Source organism: Hymenobacter cheonanensis (assembly GCF_030581075.1).
Classification (GTDB): domain Bacteria; phylum Bacteroidota; class Bacteroidia; order Cytophagales; family Hymenobacteraceae; genus Hymenobacter.
The window spans coordinates 195,942-210,625 of record NZ_JAUQSW010000006.1 but is presented as its reverse complement, the minus strand read 5'-3'; the positions used below and the strand labels follow the sequence as shown (position 1 = coordinate 210,625).

The window sequence follows — 14,684 nt, the reverse complement described above, 5'->3', positions numbered from 1 at the left end:
GCGCTCACTTATTCAACTACTTATTTTCCCACCCAATCTACTCATGGAACAAAGCCTGAACCCCAACGCCTACGGCGCGGCCGTAGATGCGCCGGCGGCGCACGACAACAACCAGGTCGATTCGAAAACCATCTGGCAGGTCATCACGGCCTCGTCGGTGGGCACGGTTATCGAGTGGTACGACTTTTACATTTTTGGCTCGCTGGCGGCCATTATCGGGCCGGTGCTGTTTGGGCAGTCCGGCGACCTCACCAAGTCGCTGCTCGGGGCGCTGGCCATTTTTGGGGCGGGCTTCGTGGTACGGCCGTTCGGGGCCGTATTCTTCGGCCGCATCGGCGACATGATTGGGCGCAAGTACACCTTCCTGGTCACGCTGCTCATCATGGGCGGGGCCACGTTTATTACGGGCCTCATCCCGAGCTACGATTCTATCGGCATCGCAGCCCCGGTTATCGTGGTCATTCTGCGCCTGTTGCAGGGCTTGGCCCTGGGCGGCGAGTACGGCGGCGCGGCCACTTATGTGGCTGAATATGCGCCGGATAAGCAGCGCGGCTACTACACCAGCTTCATTCAGATTACGGCCACCGGCGGGCTCATTCTCAGCATCACCGTCATCTTAATTACCCGCAAGCTGCTGGGCGAGCCCGCGTTTAAGGAGTGGGGCTGGCGCATTCCGTTCCTGCTCTCGGGCTTCCTGGTAATTGCCTCGTACTTCATCCGCAAGCGCCTGCACGAGTCGCCGCTGTTTGCCAAGGCCAAGGCCACCGGCACCACCAGCAAGAGCCCGCTGCGCGACTCGTTCGTGAACCCCGTCAACCGCCGCCTCGTGCTTATCGCCCTTTTCGGCGTCACGATGGGCCAGGGTGTTATTTTCTACACCAGCCAGTTTCAGGCTTTCACCTTCATGAATGCCACGCTCAAGCTCGACACCGTGCATTCGAGCATCATCATGGTGGTGTCGATGCTGCTGGCCACGCCGCTGTTCGTGTATTTTGGCTCGCTCTCCGACCGCATCGGGCGCAAGCGCATCATCATGACGGGCATGATTTGCGGCGCGCTGTTCACCATGCCGCTCTTCCACGGCCTGCAAGCCTTCGCCGGCCCCATTACCGAGGTAACGCCCGCCACCGTGGATGCCGCCGGCAAGGCCGTGCCCGCCGTCATGAAGGCCCTCAACCCCAACATTCCGGCCATGATTGCGCTCACCTTCTGCCTCGTGCTGTTCGTGACGATGGTCTACGGCCCCATCGCCGCCTACCTCGTCGAGCTGTTCCCGACCAGCGTGCGCTACACCTCGCTGTCGGTGCCCTATCACATTGGCAATGGCATCTTTGGCGGCTTTGTGCCCCTGGTGGCTACCTCCATTGGCGTGTGGGCGGCGGCCCAGCCGGCCGGCACGTTTGCCAATGAACACAAGAGCATTATCGGCCTCATTTATCCGGTAGTCATCGCGCTCATCTGCTTCTTCGTGGGCATGGCCCTGATGAAAGACACCCGCGATGTGAAGCTGATGGACAGCTGATAACTGACTGATTTGTAAGTAAAAACCCGTCAGGCAGCCCGCCGGGCGGGTTTTTGCCTTCTACCCACCCGCTAGCCTCGGTCATGAACCCCAACCCCAATCCAACCGACAGCAGCCAGCCGCGCGGCCAACGGCTGCTTTTCGTAGCCGGGCTGTTTGCGGTGCTGCTCAATTACCCCCTACTGGCCGCCTTCGACCGCGACGGGCGGGTAGCGGGCGTGCCGGTGCTGTATCTCTACGTGCTGCTTACCTGGCTGCTGCTGATTGGGATTACGGGCTGGCTCGTGCGAAAAGCCGGCTAGCCCTGCCCGCTTCACACAATTTTCTTAGTGCCCCGCGGAGCTTCGCGGTGGATTTTGTACAGTGAATAAGCTGCTCGTCATTGCGTTTTCGTTTGGGTATCTAGCCCTGCTTTTCGGCGTTGCCTACGCCGCCGAGCGGCGCTCGGCGGCGCGCAAAAGCCTGGTGGCCAACCCCTACGTGTACGCCCTGAGCATGGCCGTGTACTGCACGGCCTGGGCCTACTACGGCTCGGTGGGGCGGGCGGCGCACCAGGGGCTGAGCTTCGTGGGCATTTACCTGGGGCCGGGGCTGCTGGCGCCGGCGTGGTGGCTGGTGCTGCGCAAAATAATCCGGGTGTGCCGCCAGCAGCGCCTTACTTCGATTGCCGACTTCATCTCGGCCCGCTACGGCAAGAGCGCCAGCCTGGGGGCCCTCGCTACGGCGGTGTGCGTGCTCGGGGTGGTGCCTTACATTGCGCTGCAAATCAAGGCGATTGCCAGCTCGTTCGTGGTGCTGACGGGCGGCGGGCAGGGGGCCGGGGCTAGCGGGGCGGCGTTGTTTGCGGCGGGCGTGCTGGCCGTGTTTACGGTGCTGTTCGGGGTGCGCTCGGTCGAGGCCACCGAGCGGCACGAGGGCGTGGTGCTGGCCGTGGCCCTCGAAAGCTTAGTGAAGCTGCTGGCGTTTCTGCTACTAGGGGGCTTCGTCACGTTTGGGCTATTTGGGGGCTTTGCCGACTTGTTTAATCAGGCGGCGGCCGAGCCCGCGCTGCGGCAGCTCTTCACCTTCCGCAGCGCGGGCACCAGCGGGGCCGAGTGGCTCACGCTGCTTGTCCTTAGCATGTCGGCGGTGTTGCTGCTGCCGCGCCAGTTTCAGGTAGCCGTGGTCGAGAACGTGGACGAAAACCACCTGCGCAAGGCCATGTGGCTGTTTCCGCTCTACCTGCTCGTTATCAACGTGTTTGTGCTGCCCATTGCCTTTGGCGGCATGCTGCGGCTCGGCGGCCGGGGCCTCGATGCCGACACCTTTGTGCTGGCGCTGCCGCTGGCGGCGGGCCACCCGTGGCTAGCCCTGCTCACGTACCTGGGCGGGTTGTCGGCGGCCAGCAGCATGATTATCGTCGAAACCATTGCCCTGAGCGTGATGATGAGCAACCACCTGCTGATGCCCCTGCTGGTGCGCGTGCCGGCGGCCCGGCCCGAGGGCCAGCGGCGCTGGTTTGCCTACCTGGGCCGGGTAGCCCTCACGAGCCGGCGGCTGGCCGTGGTGCTGGTGCTGGCCCTGGCCTACGGCTACTACGCCGGGGTGGGCCGGCAGCTGCCGCTCGTCAATACCGGGCTGGTGTCGTTTGCGGCGGTGGCGCAGTTTCTGCCTGCCGTGCTGGGGGGGCTGTACTGGAAGGGCGGCACCCGGCGCGGCGCCACGCTGGGGCTGCTGGCGGGCTTTGCGGTGTGGTTTTTTACCCTGGTGGTGCCCACGCTGGTGGGGCCGGGGCGCCTGCCGGTGAGCGTGCTCAGCGACGGGGTGGGGGGGCTGGCCTGGCTGCGGCCGGGCGCGCTGTTTGGGCTCGATGGCCTTGATTATTTGTCGCACGGGCTGTTTTGGAGCTGGTTTTTCAACATCGGGCTCTACGTGGGCTTGTCGCTGGCCTGGCCCCCTACAGCGCTGGAGCTGCGCCAGGCCGACGTGTTTGTCGATGTATTTCGCCGCCGCAGCCTGGCCGAGGAAATTGCCGGCTGGCAAGGCCGCACGCCCCTGCCCGACGTGCGCGCGCTGCTGCTCGGCTTTCTGGGGAAGAAGCGCACCAACCAGGCCCTGCGCGCCTTCGCCGAGCGTTTTCCCGATGCCTTACCAACGACCGACCCCGGCGCCGCCGAACTGGCCGCCGGCAGCCCGGCGCCCATTCCGCCCGCCGACCCGCGCCTGCTCACTTATGCCGAAAAGCTGCTGGCCGGCACGCTAGGCCCGGCCTCGGCCCGCATGCTGCTGGCCTCGGTGGCGGGGGCCGAGCAAATCAGCTACGACAGTGTGGTGGGCATTCTCAAGGAAAGCCAGCAGCTGCTGGAGGCTAACCGCCAGCTGCAAAAGCAGCGTCGCCAGCTACAGCGCCTCACCGACGAGCTGCGCCAGGCCTACGACCAGCTGCAAGTGCTGGATATGCAGAAAGATGAGTTTCTCTACACCGTGACCCACGAGCTGCGCACGCCGCTCACCAGCATCCGGGCGCTGGCCGAAATTCTGGCCGATAACCCTGATTTAGAAGCAGAAGAGCGCGAGCGCTTCCAGCTCACCATCGGCCGTGAGGCCGAGCGCCTCACCCGCCTTATTTCCTTGGTGCTCGATTTGGAGAAGTTTGAGAGCGGCCAGGCCAGCCTGGAGCGCACACCGCTAGTGCTGGCCGAGGTGGTGCAGGAGGCCGCCGAGGCCGTGGCCCAGCTAGCCCGCGAGCGCGGCACCGAGCTGCGGGTGGAGGTGCCCGCCAGCCTGCCGCTGCTGCCCGCCGACCGCGACCGCCTGATGCAGGTGCTCATAAATCTGCTGTCCAACGCCATCAAGGCCACCGTGCCGGGGCGGCCGGGAAGCATTGCGGTGCTGGCCTGGCCCGCCGCCGACGCCCTGCTGCTGTGCGTGGAAGACAACGGCAAAGGCATTGCCCTGGCCGAGCAGCACCAGATATTCGACAAGTTTTTTCAGGCCCACCACCAAACCATGCGCAAGCCCGAAGGCTCGGGCCTGGGGCTAGCCATTACCAAAAAAATAGTGGAGCTGCACCAGGGCCGCATCTGGGTTGAGAGCGCTCCCGAGCAGGGCGCCCGCTTCTTTATCGAGCTGCCGCTGGCCGTGCCCGCGCGGGCGGCGGCTCCCTTTTCTTCCTCCTTTTCGCTATGACTACGCCCGCTATCTTACTGGTTGACGACGAGCCGAATATCGTCATGTCCTTGGAGTTTTTGATGCGTAAGAACGGCTACCAGGTGGGCATTGCCCGCAACGGCACCGAGGCCCTGGCCGCCATCGACCAGACGCCCTACGACCTCGTGCTGCTCGACGTGATGATGCCCGATGTGGACGGCTACCAGGTGTGCCGCCAGCTGCGCCAGCGCCCCGACCGCGCCGCCACCAAGGTCATCTTTCTCTCGGCCAAAAGCCAGCTCGCCGACGTACAAAAGGGCTACGAAGCGGGCGCCGACCTCTACATTCCCAAGCCCTTCAGCACCCGCCAGCTGATGCAGAAAGTGCGCGAGCTGCTGGGTGGCTAAATGCTGGACCCGTCTGTCATTATGAGCCTGCGAAGCAATGACGGACGGGGAAGACGACTTTCATTTTTTAATTCATCATTCTACATTCTCAATTCCCCAAAAATGTCTGCCATTCGCACGCGCACGCTGGAAGAGTACCACGCCGACTACACCCAATCTGTTGAAGACCCCGACGCCTTTTGGGCCGCCGCGGCCGAGCCTTTCACCTGGCGCAAAAAATGGGCTACCGTGCGCGGCGGCGAGTTTTCGCCGGCCGGCACCAGCACCTGGTACGCCGGGGCTAGCCTCAATATTACCGAGAACTGCCTCGACCGCCACCTTGAGCAGCGGGCCAACAAGCTCGCCATCATCTTCGAGCCCAACGACTCCAAAACGCGCCACCTGCGCCTCACCTACCGCGAGCTGCACGAGCAGGTGTGCCAGTTTGCCAACGTGCTGAAAAAGAACGGCGTGCGCAAGGGCGACCGCGTGGTGCTCTACGTGCCCATGATACCGCAGCTGGCCGTGGCGGTGCTGGCCTGCGCCCGCATCGGGGCGGTGCACTCGGTGGTGTTTGCCGGCTTTTCGGCCAGCGCCATTGCCGACCGCGTTAACGATGCCCAGGCCACGTGCGTCATCACGGCCGACGGCCTCAACCGGGGCGCCAAGCAGATTCCGGTGAAGAGCGTGGTGGATGAGGCACTGGCTAGCTGCCCCAGCGTGCAGCGTGTGATTGTGGTAGAGCACACCGGCTGGCCCGTGCAGTGGCAGGCCGGCCGCGACGTGTGGTACCACGACGAGGTGAAGGACGTCGAAAAAGACTGCCCCGCCGAGGAAATGCAGGCCGAAGACCCGCTGTTCATCCTCTACACCTCGGGCAGCACCGGCAAGCCCAAGGGCGTGGTGCACACCCAGGCCGGCTACATGGTGTGGGCCGACTATACCTTCCGCAACGTGTTCCAAATTGAGGAAAACGACGTGTACTGGTGCACCGCCGACATCGGCTGGGTTACGGGCCACACCTACGGCCTGTACGGGCCGCTGCTGGCGGGCAGCACCACGCTACTGTTTGAGGGCGTACCCACGTTTCCGTCGCCGGGCCGGTTTTGGGAAGTAATTGATAAACACCACGTCACGGTATTTTACACCGCGCCCACGGCCATCCGCTCGCTCATGGCCGCCCCCCTCGACCACGTGCTGGCCTACTCGCTCAGCAGCCTGCGCGTGCTAGGGTCGGTGGGTGAGCCCATCAACGAAGAGGCCTGGCACTGGTACCACCAGCATGTGGGCAAAGGCCGCTGCCCCATCGTGGACACGTGGTGGCAAACCGAAACCGGCGGCATCATGATTTCGGCGCTGGCCGGCATCACGCCCAGCGTGCCCGCCCGGGCCGGCCTGCCGCTGCCCGGCGTGCAGCCCGTACTGCTCAACCAGGACGGCACCGAGATTGAGGGCAACGACCAGGAGGGCTACCTGGCGATAAAGGCGAGCTGGCCGGGCGTCATTCGCACCACCTGGGGCGACCACGAGCGCTGCCGCCAGACGTACTTCCAGCCTTACCCGGGCTACTACTTCACCGGCGACGGCGCCCGGCGCGACGAAAACGGCCTCTACCGCATTATCGGCCGCGTCGACGACGTAATAAACGTGAGCGGCCACCGCTTCGGCACCGCCGAAATCGAGAATGCCATCAACCAGAGCGAACACGTGGTGGAAAGCGCCGTGGTAGGCTATCCGCACGATGTGAAGGGGCAGGGCATCTACGCCTACGTTATTTGCCAAAACGGCGTGCCCACTTCCGATATCGACGTGCAGCGCACCGAGGCCAGCATCATCGAAGCCGTGGTGGCCGCTATCGGCCGCATCGCCAAGCCCGATAAGATTCAGCTGGTGAGCGGCCTGCCCAAAACCCGCTCGGGCAAAATCATGCGCCGCATCCTGCGCAAGGTGGCCGAGGGCGAAACGTCGAACCTCGGCGATACGACGACCTTGCTCGACCCGCTGATTGTGGATGAGATTGTGGCGGGCAAAAAGTAAAAAAAGAAAAGGAAGCAAAAGGCCCCTGGCGATACCTATCGCCAGGGGCCTTTTGCTTAGCTGAGGCTCAGCTACTTGCTGGCAGTCGCCAGGCGAGGGGTATGCTCACTAAACCGGGCTTTAAACCAGGGCTGGATTTTCATTTCCAATACGTAGCCGGTGAGTAGCACCAGCATAACGTCGAGGGCCAGGCGCACACTGAACGTAAAGCCGGAGCCGCTGAACGTGGTAAAGCGCGAGAGAAAAACGCTGATGGGAAAGTGAATTACGTAAATCCCGTAGGAGATGCCGCCTAGCTTCAGCAGCGACACTGGCAACGGGGCAGCCTGCTCGTTCTTATGCTGGTTCCTGGTAAATAGCAGAATTACGCTTCCTATAAGGAAAAAGAACATTGGAAAAATGAATGGCTCCAGCTTAGCAGGGTCTGCCTTGTATTTCAAGAATAAATGGGCGCTGTAAGCAAAATTCAGAAAGAGCAAGGGCAGCAAAACGAATACGTCGCCGCGCAGCTTATGATTGGCAAAGCGCAAGAATAAATAAAAGTAAAATGGCCACTCAAACAGGTCGACAAATGATATATATAGCCCGCTGGTGGGGAGAAAATTGATATGCAGGCGCTTATCCAGCGCATCGGTAATTGAAAAAAATGGATTCAGCGACTCGTAGCTGAAAAACAAACACAGTAAGGCTATCAGAAACCAGCGCGAGGAGTATTGCTTTGCGAAAAGGGAAGACTGTGCCAGCCATAACCCGCTTGACCAGAATACAAACCCAAAGCAATAGGAGCTGAGAAGCGGCATTGGAAACAGTAGCCTGCTGGCAAGCCCCAGCAGCAAGGATAGCAGGCACACGCGGCCGGGGCTGATGCTGAAATAAGATACGGGAATGAAGAGAAGATAAAATAGAACCTCGCTATTTAAAGACCACAGGGGCATGTTTTCTGATATCACCGGGATAACAGAATCTTGTAAAAATAGCACGTGCCCTAATAGGGTAAAAGCAGAATACTTAAAACCGGCAACTGCCGCGGCAATAAATAAGCTTATCAGGTATATGGGATATAGCCTGACCAGCCGCTTGCGCAAATAGGAAAGAATGGTGTGGCGGGTGAGCGCTTTCGTATTGGTTAGGCCTATAACGTACCCTGACAGAATAAAAAAAATCAATACGCTGGAATGGCCCGGTAAAAGCTTTTGCCATATACTGCCGGGGGTATAAGCGGGGTCCAAGCTGGCAGGCACCACAAGTGCGTGAAAGACGACAACGATAAGGGCCGCGCATCCACGTAAGGCTTCCAGATTAAATTCAAACTGTCGCCGGGCAGTGGGTTGGGGAAAGGGGGCAGAAAGCGGGAGCGTGTTCAAAGAAAGTAATGTTAGTGGTCAGTAGTAATTGCCGGCAGCACCGTGCCGCTCACCTCGCCCAGCCCGATGCGCACGCCGTTCTTCTCGGCGTAGCCGCGCAGGATAACCGTGTCGCCATCGCGCAAAAAGCCCAGCTGCACGCCGCCCGGCAGGTTCAGCGGCTGGGTGCCGCGCTGCGTAAGCTCCAGCAGGGAGCCTAGCGAGCCGGATGTGGGCCCGCTGATGGTGCCCGAGGCGTAGAGGTCGCCCGCGTCGAGCGGGCAGCCGTTGCTGGCGTGGTGGGCCAGCTGCTGGGCCATGCTCCAGTACAAATATTTCGTGCTGGTGTGGCTGATAACGAGCGGGGCCGCCGTGGCGCCGGCGGGCTGAATGAGTACTTCGAGCTGAACGTCAAAATGCTGCTCGCCAGTAGCTTGCAGGTAGGGCAGGGGCTGCGGCTCCTGCGCCGGGCCGGCCACCCGGAAGGGCTCCAGCGCATCGAGCGTGACCACCCAGGGCGACACGCTGCTGGCGAAGCTCTTACCCAAAAACGGCCCTAGCGGCTGGTACTCCCAGCTCTGGATATCGCGGGCGCTCCAGTCATTGAACAGCACGAGGCCAAAAATGTGGCTCTCGGCCTCGGCCAGGGGCACCGTGCTGCCCTGCGCGGTGCCCCGGCCCACGATGAAAGCCGTTTCCAGCTCAAAATCGAGCTGCTGGGTGGGGCCGAAAACCGGTGTTTCCCGGCCGGCCGGGCGGCACTGCCCACTAGGCCGGCGCACGGGCGTGCCGCTGGCCACGATGGAGTTGGCCCGGCCGTGGTAGGCAATGGGCAGGTGCCGCCAATTGGGCAGCAGTGGGTTATCGGGCCGGAACATGGCGCCCACGTTGGTAGCGTGCTCCAGGCTGCTGTAAAAATCGACGTAGTTGGTGGGCTTCACCGGGCGCAGCAGGGTCACGTCGCGCTGGCGCAGCAGGCAGGTGCGGATGGCCAGCTCGTTGTCGCGCAGGCTGGGATTATCGTGGCGCAGCAGCTCGCTCACGCGCTCGCGCACGGCCCGCCACGCCGCCGGCCCCAGCCGCAAAAACGCATTCAGCGAGCGCCGCCGAAACACCTTGGGCAGCGCCGCACCCAGCGCCGGCACGTCCTCGGCAATGCTGTCGAAATAGCCTAGCTGCGCGCACTCGTACAAATCGAGGGCGTAGCCGCCGATGGCCACCGCCAGGCGCGGGCCCCACTCGGGCACCTCCATTACCCCGAAGGGCAGGTTCTGAATCGGAAAGTCGTCGGTGGGCCGGATGTCAATCCAGGAGCGCAGGCTAGGGTCGTTGGCGGGCGAAGCGGGCATAGGCAAAAGGCGGGGCGGGGGTGGGGTGGTATAAAAAAACGTTTGTCATACTGAGCTTGCCGAAGCATCTCGCCCGCACCGCCAGGGTACTAACCTAACGATTGGGGCGAGATGCTTCGGCAAGCTCAGCATGACAAACGATGGAGAAGATTACTTTTTTAAGAAGCTAGCGGGCCTCTACGGCCGTGATTTCGGGCACGGCCTTGCGCACGGTGTCTTCGAGGCCCGCACGGGTCATCGGCGACATGGGGCAGGCGCCGCAGGCGCCTTCCCACTCCAGCTTCAGTACGCCGGCGTCGGTGATTTCGGCCACGCGCACGTTGCCGCCATCCGTGGCCAGGTAAGGACGCAGAGAATCAAGGGCTTGCTCGACGCGGGACAAAACAGAATCCATTTTCAATCAATTAACGGTTAGCAATGTGCCAGAAACAGGCTAAAGCAGTAAAATGTGCGCTGCGGGCCGCCCTGCAACAGGCCGGCCGCCGGGCGCTACTTAGCGGTTCATCTGCACAACGGAAGTTTTAGGGGCAACGTTGTTGCGAATACTCACCTGGCGGGCCAGGCTCTCGGCCAGGTCTCGGAAGGTGGCCGCCGCCGGCGAATTTACATCAGCCAGCACGGCCGGGCGGCCATCGTCGCCGGCCTCGCGCACCGCCTGTATCAGCGGCAGCTGCCCGAGCAGCGGCACGTCGTGCTTGGCGGCCAGGCGCTGCCCGCCGCCCTCGCCAAAGATATAGTATTTATTTTCAGGCAATTCGGCGGGTGTAAACCAGGCCATGTTCTCGATAATGCCCAGCACCGGCACGTTGATTTGCGGCTGGCGGAACATCTGCAAGCCCTTCTGCGCGTCCATCAGGGCCACGGGCTGCGGCGTGGTCACGATGATGGCGCCGGTCACGGGCACGGTTTGCACCATGGTAAGGTGAATGTCGGAGGTGCCGGGCGGCAAATCGAGCAGCAAGTAATCAAGCTCGCCCCAGTCTACCTCCGTAATAAACTGCTTGAGCGCCGACGAGGCCATCGGCCCGCGCCACACAATGGCGTGCTCGCTAGGGGCCAGGAAGCCGATACTCATCAGCTTAACCCCGTATTTGATGATGGGCTCGATGAGGTTTTTGCCGGCCGGCGACTGGTATACGTGCGGCCGGGCGTCTTCCACGCCAAACATGGTGGGCATGCTCGGGCCCGAAATATCGGCGTCGATGAGGCCCACCTTGGCGCCGGCAGCGGCCAGGGCCACGGCCAGGTTGGCCGTGACGGTGCTTTTGCCCACGCCGCCCTTGCCCGAAGCAATGGCGATGATGTTCTTCACGCCGGGCAAGATAGTGTTGTTGTTGCGCATGGTGGTCACGCGCGAGGTCATCTGAATCACCACGTTGGCGTCTTTGTCCACCATCGTGTGCACGGCCCGCTCGCAGGCATCGTGGATAAGCTGCTTGAGCGGGCAGGCGGGCGTAGTGAGCACCACCGTGAACGACACCGTGCGGCCCTCCACCACAATGTCTTCCACCATGTTAAGCGTAATCAAATCCTGGCCCAAATCGGGCTCTTCCACGAAGCTCAGGGCGTGGCGGACGGCGTCTATCGTTATCTCAGGCATATGCAATTGCGCCGCTAGGGGCGTAGCTGCAAAGATAACCCGGCGGGCGGGGGATGGGTTTCTGCGGGCCGGTATAATCGGGGCAGCGGAGCCTAGCAGGGCGTCCAGTACTCAAACTTGGTGAGCCGGCCGTGGCTGAACCAGAAAATGGCGCCGTCGTCGTGGTCGGAATGGACGGATACGGCTTCCTGGCCCTGGGGCATCTCGGCAGTTTTAATCTTCTCGGGGTGGGTGCCGGGGCCGAAGAGGCGCTGCAAGTCGGCCACCGTAGTGCGGTCGCTGAGCGCGTGGCGGCCATACGTCAGCGCCGGGCCTTTCGGAACAAAATACACGTACTGAATGGCATAGCCTACTTTATTGTTGCCAATAAACCGGGCGTGCGGGTAGCGCAGCTGGTAAAACTTCTGCCCCTGCTCTTGGCTCGAATAAGCGCCGCACTCGTAGTGGGGCGCCACCACGGCCCGGGGCTGGCCCAGGCGCTGCTGCACTTGGCTACGGCTCGAAGTGAAGGCCAACTGATTCAGCCGCAGCTTGCTGAAGTCGATTTGGCCCGTGGGCGCGGCGGCCGGGGCCGCGCCCCAGGTTGCCAGGGCTAGGGCGCTGCAAAGAAGGTTAAGCATCGGGGGCGGGCGTTAAGGAACGGCGGCAATATAGGGAGGAGGCCAGCTACCAAGGCTGCCGGGCGGGCGGGGGCGGGGCCGCCACCCGCGCCGGGCCGGAATTGGATTGCCGAAAGCCGTCCTAAATTTGTAGGGAGGCCAGCTGCCTTTTTTGGTAGAAGCTGGCGGTTAGTATTCGCATGAGTTCCCCTAAAAAGCCGGCGCCCGGCGCTACCCCACCCGCCGTTTCGATGGCCGACCTGGCCCGCGAGCTGGGCGTATCGATGACGACTATTTCGCGCGCGCTCAGCGACCACCACAGCATTGGGGCGGCCACCAAGCAGCGCGTGCTCAAGCTAGCCAAAAAGCTTAATTACCAGCCCAACCACCTGGCCGCCGCCCTGCGCAAAGGCCAGAGCCGGCTGCTGGGCGTGGTGGTGCCTTACATCGAGGGCAAGTTTTTTCCGTCCGTCATTCAGGGCATCGAAACGGCGGCCAGCAAGGCCGGCTTCAGCGTCATCGTGTGCCAGTCGCACGAAGACGTGCAGCTCGAGCGCCGCAACGTGGAGACGCTGCTCAACGCCCAGGTGGCGGGCGTGCTCGTGTCGCTGGCCCGCAACACTCAGGATTATCACCATTTTGATAAGGTGCGGGGCCGGGGCGTGCCGCTGGTGTTCTTCGACCGCATTCCGGCCACCGAACAGGTAAACTCGGTGGTGCTTAACGACCGCGAGGGCGCCTTTCAGGCCACCCGCCACCTGCTGGAGCAGGGCTGCCGCCGCATTGCCCACCTGGCGGGCCCGCAGCACCTCAATATTTACCAGCACCGCCGCCAGGGCTACCTCGACGCACTGGCCGCCTACGGCCTGGCCCCCGAGGAGGCACTGATTATCACCTCCGACATGACGACCGAGGACGGCGCCCAGGCCACGCGCCAGCTGCTAGCCCTGCCCAACCCGATTGATGCCATCTTCGCGGCCGGCGACTCGGCCATCCTCGGCGCGCTCCAGGTGCTGAAGGCCCAGGGCATTCGGGTACCGCAGGATATTGCCCTGGCCGGCTTCAGCAACGAGGGCTTCACGGCCATCACCGAGCCCCGCCTCACCTCCGTGGACCAGCGCTGCGAGGAAATGGGCCAGGCCGCCGTGCGCCTGTTTTTGGAGCTGGCCGCCGCGCCCGATGCGCCTTTTATGCAGCGCCAGGTGGTGCTCCAGCCCGAGCTGTTCGTGCGCGAGTCGTCGCAGCAGGGCGCCGGCGAATAGGCCAGCTAGCCCGGCCTATGGGCTAGCGTGGGGGCCTAGTGGGCGGCCGGCGCGGTTTTGTCCCGATACGTGACCCGAAACAGCCGCCCCCGCTCGTTGCTAAAGAGCAGGGCGTTGTTTTTTAGATAAACTACGCCCTCGGCCTGGCCCGTGGTCGGCAGCCGGCGATACGCCTTGGCCTGCTGAAAAAGCCGGGAGCCGGGCGGGCCGTCAAACAAAAACAGCCCGCCGTAGCCCAGCAGCGCCACCTGGCGGCCATCGGGCCGCAGGGCCGCGCCCGTCACGAGGGTGCGCAGCCGCAGGCTGTCGCGCAGTACCGCCACGTAGCGGCCGGGCCGCGCGGGCACCGTGTAGTAGCGCGTGCGGTGCATCCGGCTGCGGTCTTTGGTAAAGAGGTGCAGGGTGTCGTTATAAAACACCATCGCCTCGCAGTCGAAGTGCCGCCGGGCCGGGGGCGGCGGAAACGCCGTCTGGTCGGGGTAGCGGAAGGCGATGGTATCGACCCGCGCCCCACCCGCGCCGGGGGTGATGCGATAAATAGCCAAATCGCGCCGGTCGTTGCGATTGTTGCCAAAGTCGCCGATGTAGAAGCGCCCGGCCGGGTCGCGGGCCAATTCTTCCCAGTCATGGTTCGCCAACGGGGCCAGCGGCAGCACGCCGCATAGGCGCCCGGCCAGGCTCGCCAGGTAGAGCGTGGCCGGGGTGCCGCCGTCGCCGTGGGTCCACACCAGCCCGGCCGAGTCGCCCCGCGCTAGCCCCGAGCTTTCCCGGATGGGGGCGGGCAGGCGGGCTAGCCGCGCCACCCGGTAGTGCCGCTGGCGAGCAAAGCGCCCGTGGCCATCGTTGGGCGGCCGGCCCGCCAGCAGCGCGTGCAGAAACACGAGCACCGGGAAGAGGTGGTCGCGCACCAGGTAGAGCATAATTATCTATCTTCTTTCATTACCCTCATAATCGTACTCTTCCAAGGTTCAACCGATAATTACTTCCCTGACAAAATCTAGAAAGCTGTCATTAGTAATAACCGGCGGGTCATCCTCTGTATAGGGATAGTTTGAAACCCAAAAGACGACTGGGCTTGACTGTTCGTCAGCGCTTTCAAAACGAGTATCAAAGCAATAAAAATTACCGCCGCCATCGCCACTAAATGGAATCAGATAAGAGGGCTGAGGATAGAAAACGTCAGTATGCTCTCGTTGATAAACACTTTCCAGCGAAGGGGACGAAGTCTTGCCATGAAGACCATAAACTTCGGCTCCCATGACGCTAAAGCCGTTTATCTGAGCGATAGTGAGCTTGTAGTCATTAGGTAACACGAAATCATGCTCGCGTTCAAATTGAGTAACTAGCTGTGAATTGACTGCTGTTCCTAACTCAGCAATGTCGGGTGAAAACCTGCGAAGCTCTGCAACTAGAAAATCAACTTCTTCCATAATTACAAAGCTTCACTTGATTTCAAA

Annotated in this window: 13 protein-coding genes; 6 read left to right on the top strand and 7 right to left on the bottom strand. The window is 62.4% G+C overall.

What is annotated here, in order from left to right; all coding sequences use genetic code 11:
* Nucleotides 1-43 precede the first annotated feature (43 nt).
* The 5 genes from Q5H89_RS13445 to acs all read left to right on the top strand — a co-directional run bounded on the left by Q5H89_RS13445 (nucleotide 44) and on the right by acs (nucleotide 7,074).
* Nucleotides 44-1,522: an MFS transporter gene (locus tag Q5H89_RS13445; RefSeq protein ID WP_305019843.1), complete on the top strand. Its 1,479-nt coding sequence runs from the start codon at nucleotides 44-46 to the stop codon at nucleotides 1,520-1,522.
* Between the two features lie 83 nt (nucleotides 1,523-1,605).
* Nucleotides 1,606-1,824 (top strand): hypothetical protein, encoded by a 219-nt coding sequence (locus tag Q5H89_RS13440; protein WP_305019842.1) that lies wholly within the window; start codon nucleotides 1,606-1,608, stop codon nucleotides 1,822-1,824.
* Between the two features lie 61 nt (nucleotides 1,825-1,885).
* Nucleotides 1,886-4,690, top strand: coding sequence for a sensor histidine kinase (locus Q5H89_RS13435; RefSeq protein ID WP_305019841.1), 2,805 nt, complete (start codon nucleotides 1,886-1,888; stop codon nucleotides 4,688-4,690).
* Nucleotides 4,687-5,058 carry a response regulator transcription factor gene (locus tag Q5H89_RS13430; protein ID WP_305019840.1) on the top strand — a complete coding sequence of 124 codons (372 nt, stop codon included), beginning with the start codon at nucleotides 4,687-4,689 and terminating at the stop codon, nucleotides 5,056-5,058. The genes Q5H89_RS13435 and Q5H89_RS13430 overlap by 4 nt, the downstream gene beginning before the upstream one ends.
* A gap of 102 nt (nucleotides 5,059-5,160) precedes the next feature.
* Nucleotides 5,161-7,074 carry an acetate--CoA ligase gene (acs, locus tag Q5H89_RS13425; RefSeq protein WP_305019839.1) on the top strand — a complete coding sequence of 638 codons (1,914 nt, stop codon included), beginning with the start codon at nucleotides 5,161-5,163 and terminating at the stop codon, nucleotides 7,072-7,074.
* A gap of 71 nt (nucleotides 7,075-7,145) precedes the next feature.
* Here the strand turns inward: acs and Q5H89_RS13420 are convergent, their stop codons facing one another.
* The 5 genes from Q5H89_RS13420 to Q5H89_RS13400 form a co-directional block, all read right to left on the bottom strand.
* Nucleotides 7,146-8,438, bottom strand: coding sequence for an acyltransferase family protein (locus tag Q5H89_RS13420; RefSeq protein ID WP_305019838.1), 1,293 nt, complete (start codon nucleotides 8,436-8,438; stop codon nucleotides 7,146-7,148).
* A gap of 11 nt (nucleotides 8,439-8,449) precedes the next feature.
* Nucleotides 8,450-9,766 carry a fumarylacetoacetase gene (gene fahA, locus Q5H89_RS13415; RefSeq protein ID WP_305019837.1) on the bottom strand — a complete coding sequence of 439 codons (1,317 nt, stop codon included), beginning with the start codon at nucleotides 9,764-9,766 and terminating at the stop codon, nucleotides 8,450-8,452.
* A 166-nt stretch (nucleotides 9,767-9,932) separates the two neighbouring features.
* Entirely contained in the window at nucleotides 9,933-10,160 is a 228-nt protein-coding gene (locus tag Q5H89_RS13410; protein ID WP_173112065.1) for a NifU family protein, read from the bottom strand.
* Between the two features lie 99 nt (nucleotides 10,161-10,259).
* A complete protein-coding gene (locus Q5H89_RS13405) occupies nucleotides 10,260-11,366 on the bottom strand; it encodes an Mrp/NBP35 family ATP-binding protein (RefSeq protein ID WP_305019836.1) in 1,107 nt (368 codons plus the stop codon).
* Between the two features lie 92 nt (nucleotides 11,367-11,458).
* Nucleotides 11,459-11,986, bottom strand: coding sequence for a hypothetical protein (locus Q5H89_RS13400; protein WP_305019835.1), 528 nt, complete (start codon nucleotides 11,984-11,986; stop codon nucleotides 11,459-11,461).
* A gap of 179 nt (nucleotides 11,987-12,165) precedes the next feature.
* Between Q5H89_RS13400 and Q5H89_RS13395 the strand changes: the two genes are divergently transcribed.
* Entirely contained in the window at nucleotides 12,166-13,227 is a 1,062-nt protein-coding gene (locus tag Q5H89_RS13395) for a LacI family DNA-binding transcriptional regulator (RefSeq protein WP_305019834.1), read from the top strand.
* Between the two features lie 35 nt (nucleotides 13,228-13,262).
* On the opposite strand, the gene Q5H89_RS13390 is transcribed toward Q5H89_RS13395, so the two are convergent.
* Both Q5H89_RS13390 and Q5H89_RS13385 read right to left on the bottom strand, forming a co-directional pair.
* Nucleotides 13,263-14,147: a hypothetical protein gene (locus Q5H89_RS13390; RefSeq protein ID WP_305019833.1), complete on the bottom strand. Its 885-nt coding sequence runs from the start codon at nucleotides 14,145-14,147 to the stop codon at nucleotides 13,263-13,265.
* A gap of 48 nt (nucleotides 14,148-14,195) precedes the next feature.
* The gene (locus Q5H89_RS13385; RefSeq protein WP_305019832.1) at nucleotides 14,196-14,657 is read right to left on the bottom strand and encodes an SMI1/KNR4 family protein; all 462 of its coding nucleotides are present in this window, start codon (nucleotides 14,655-14,657) and stop codon (nucleotides 14,196-14,198) included.
* Nucleotides 14,658-14,684 lie beyond the last annotated feature (27 nt).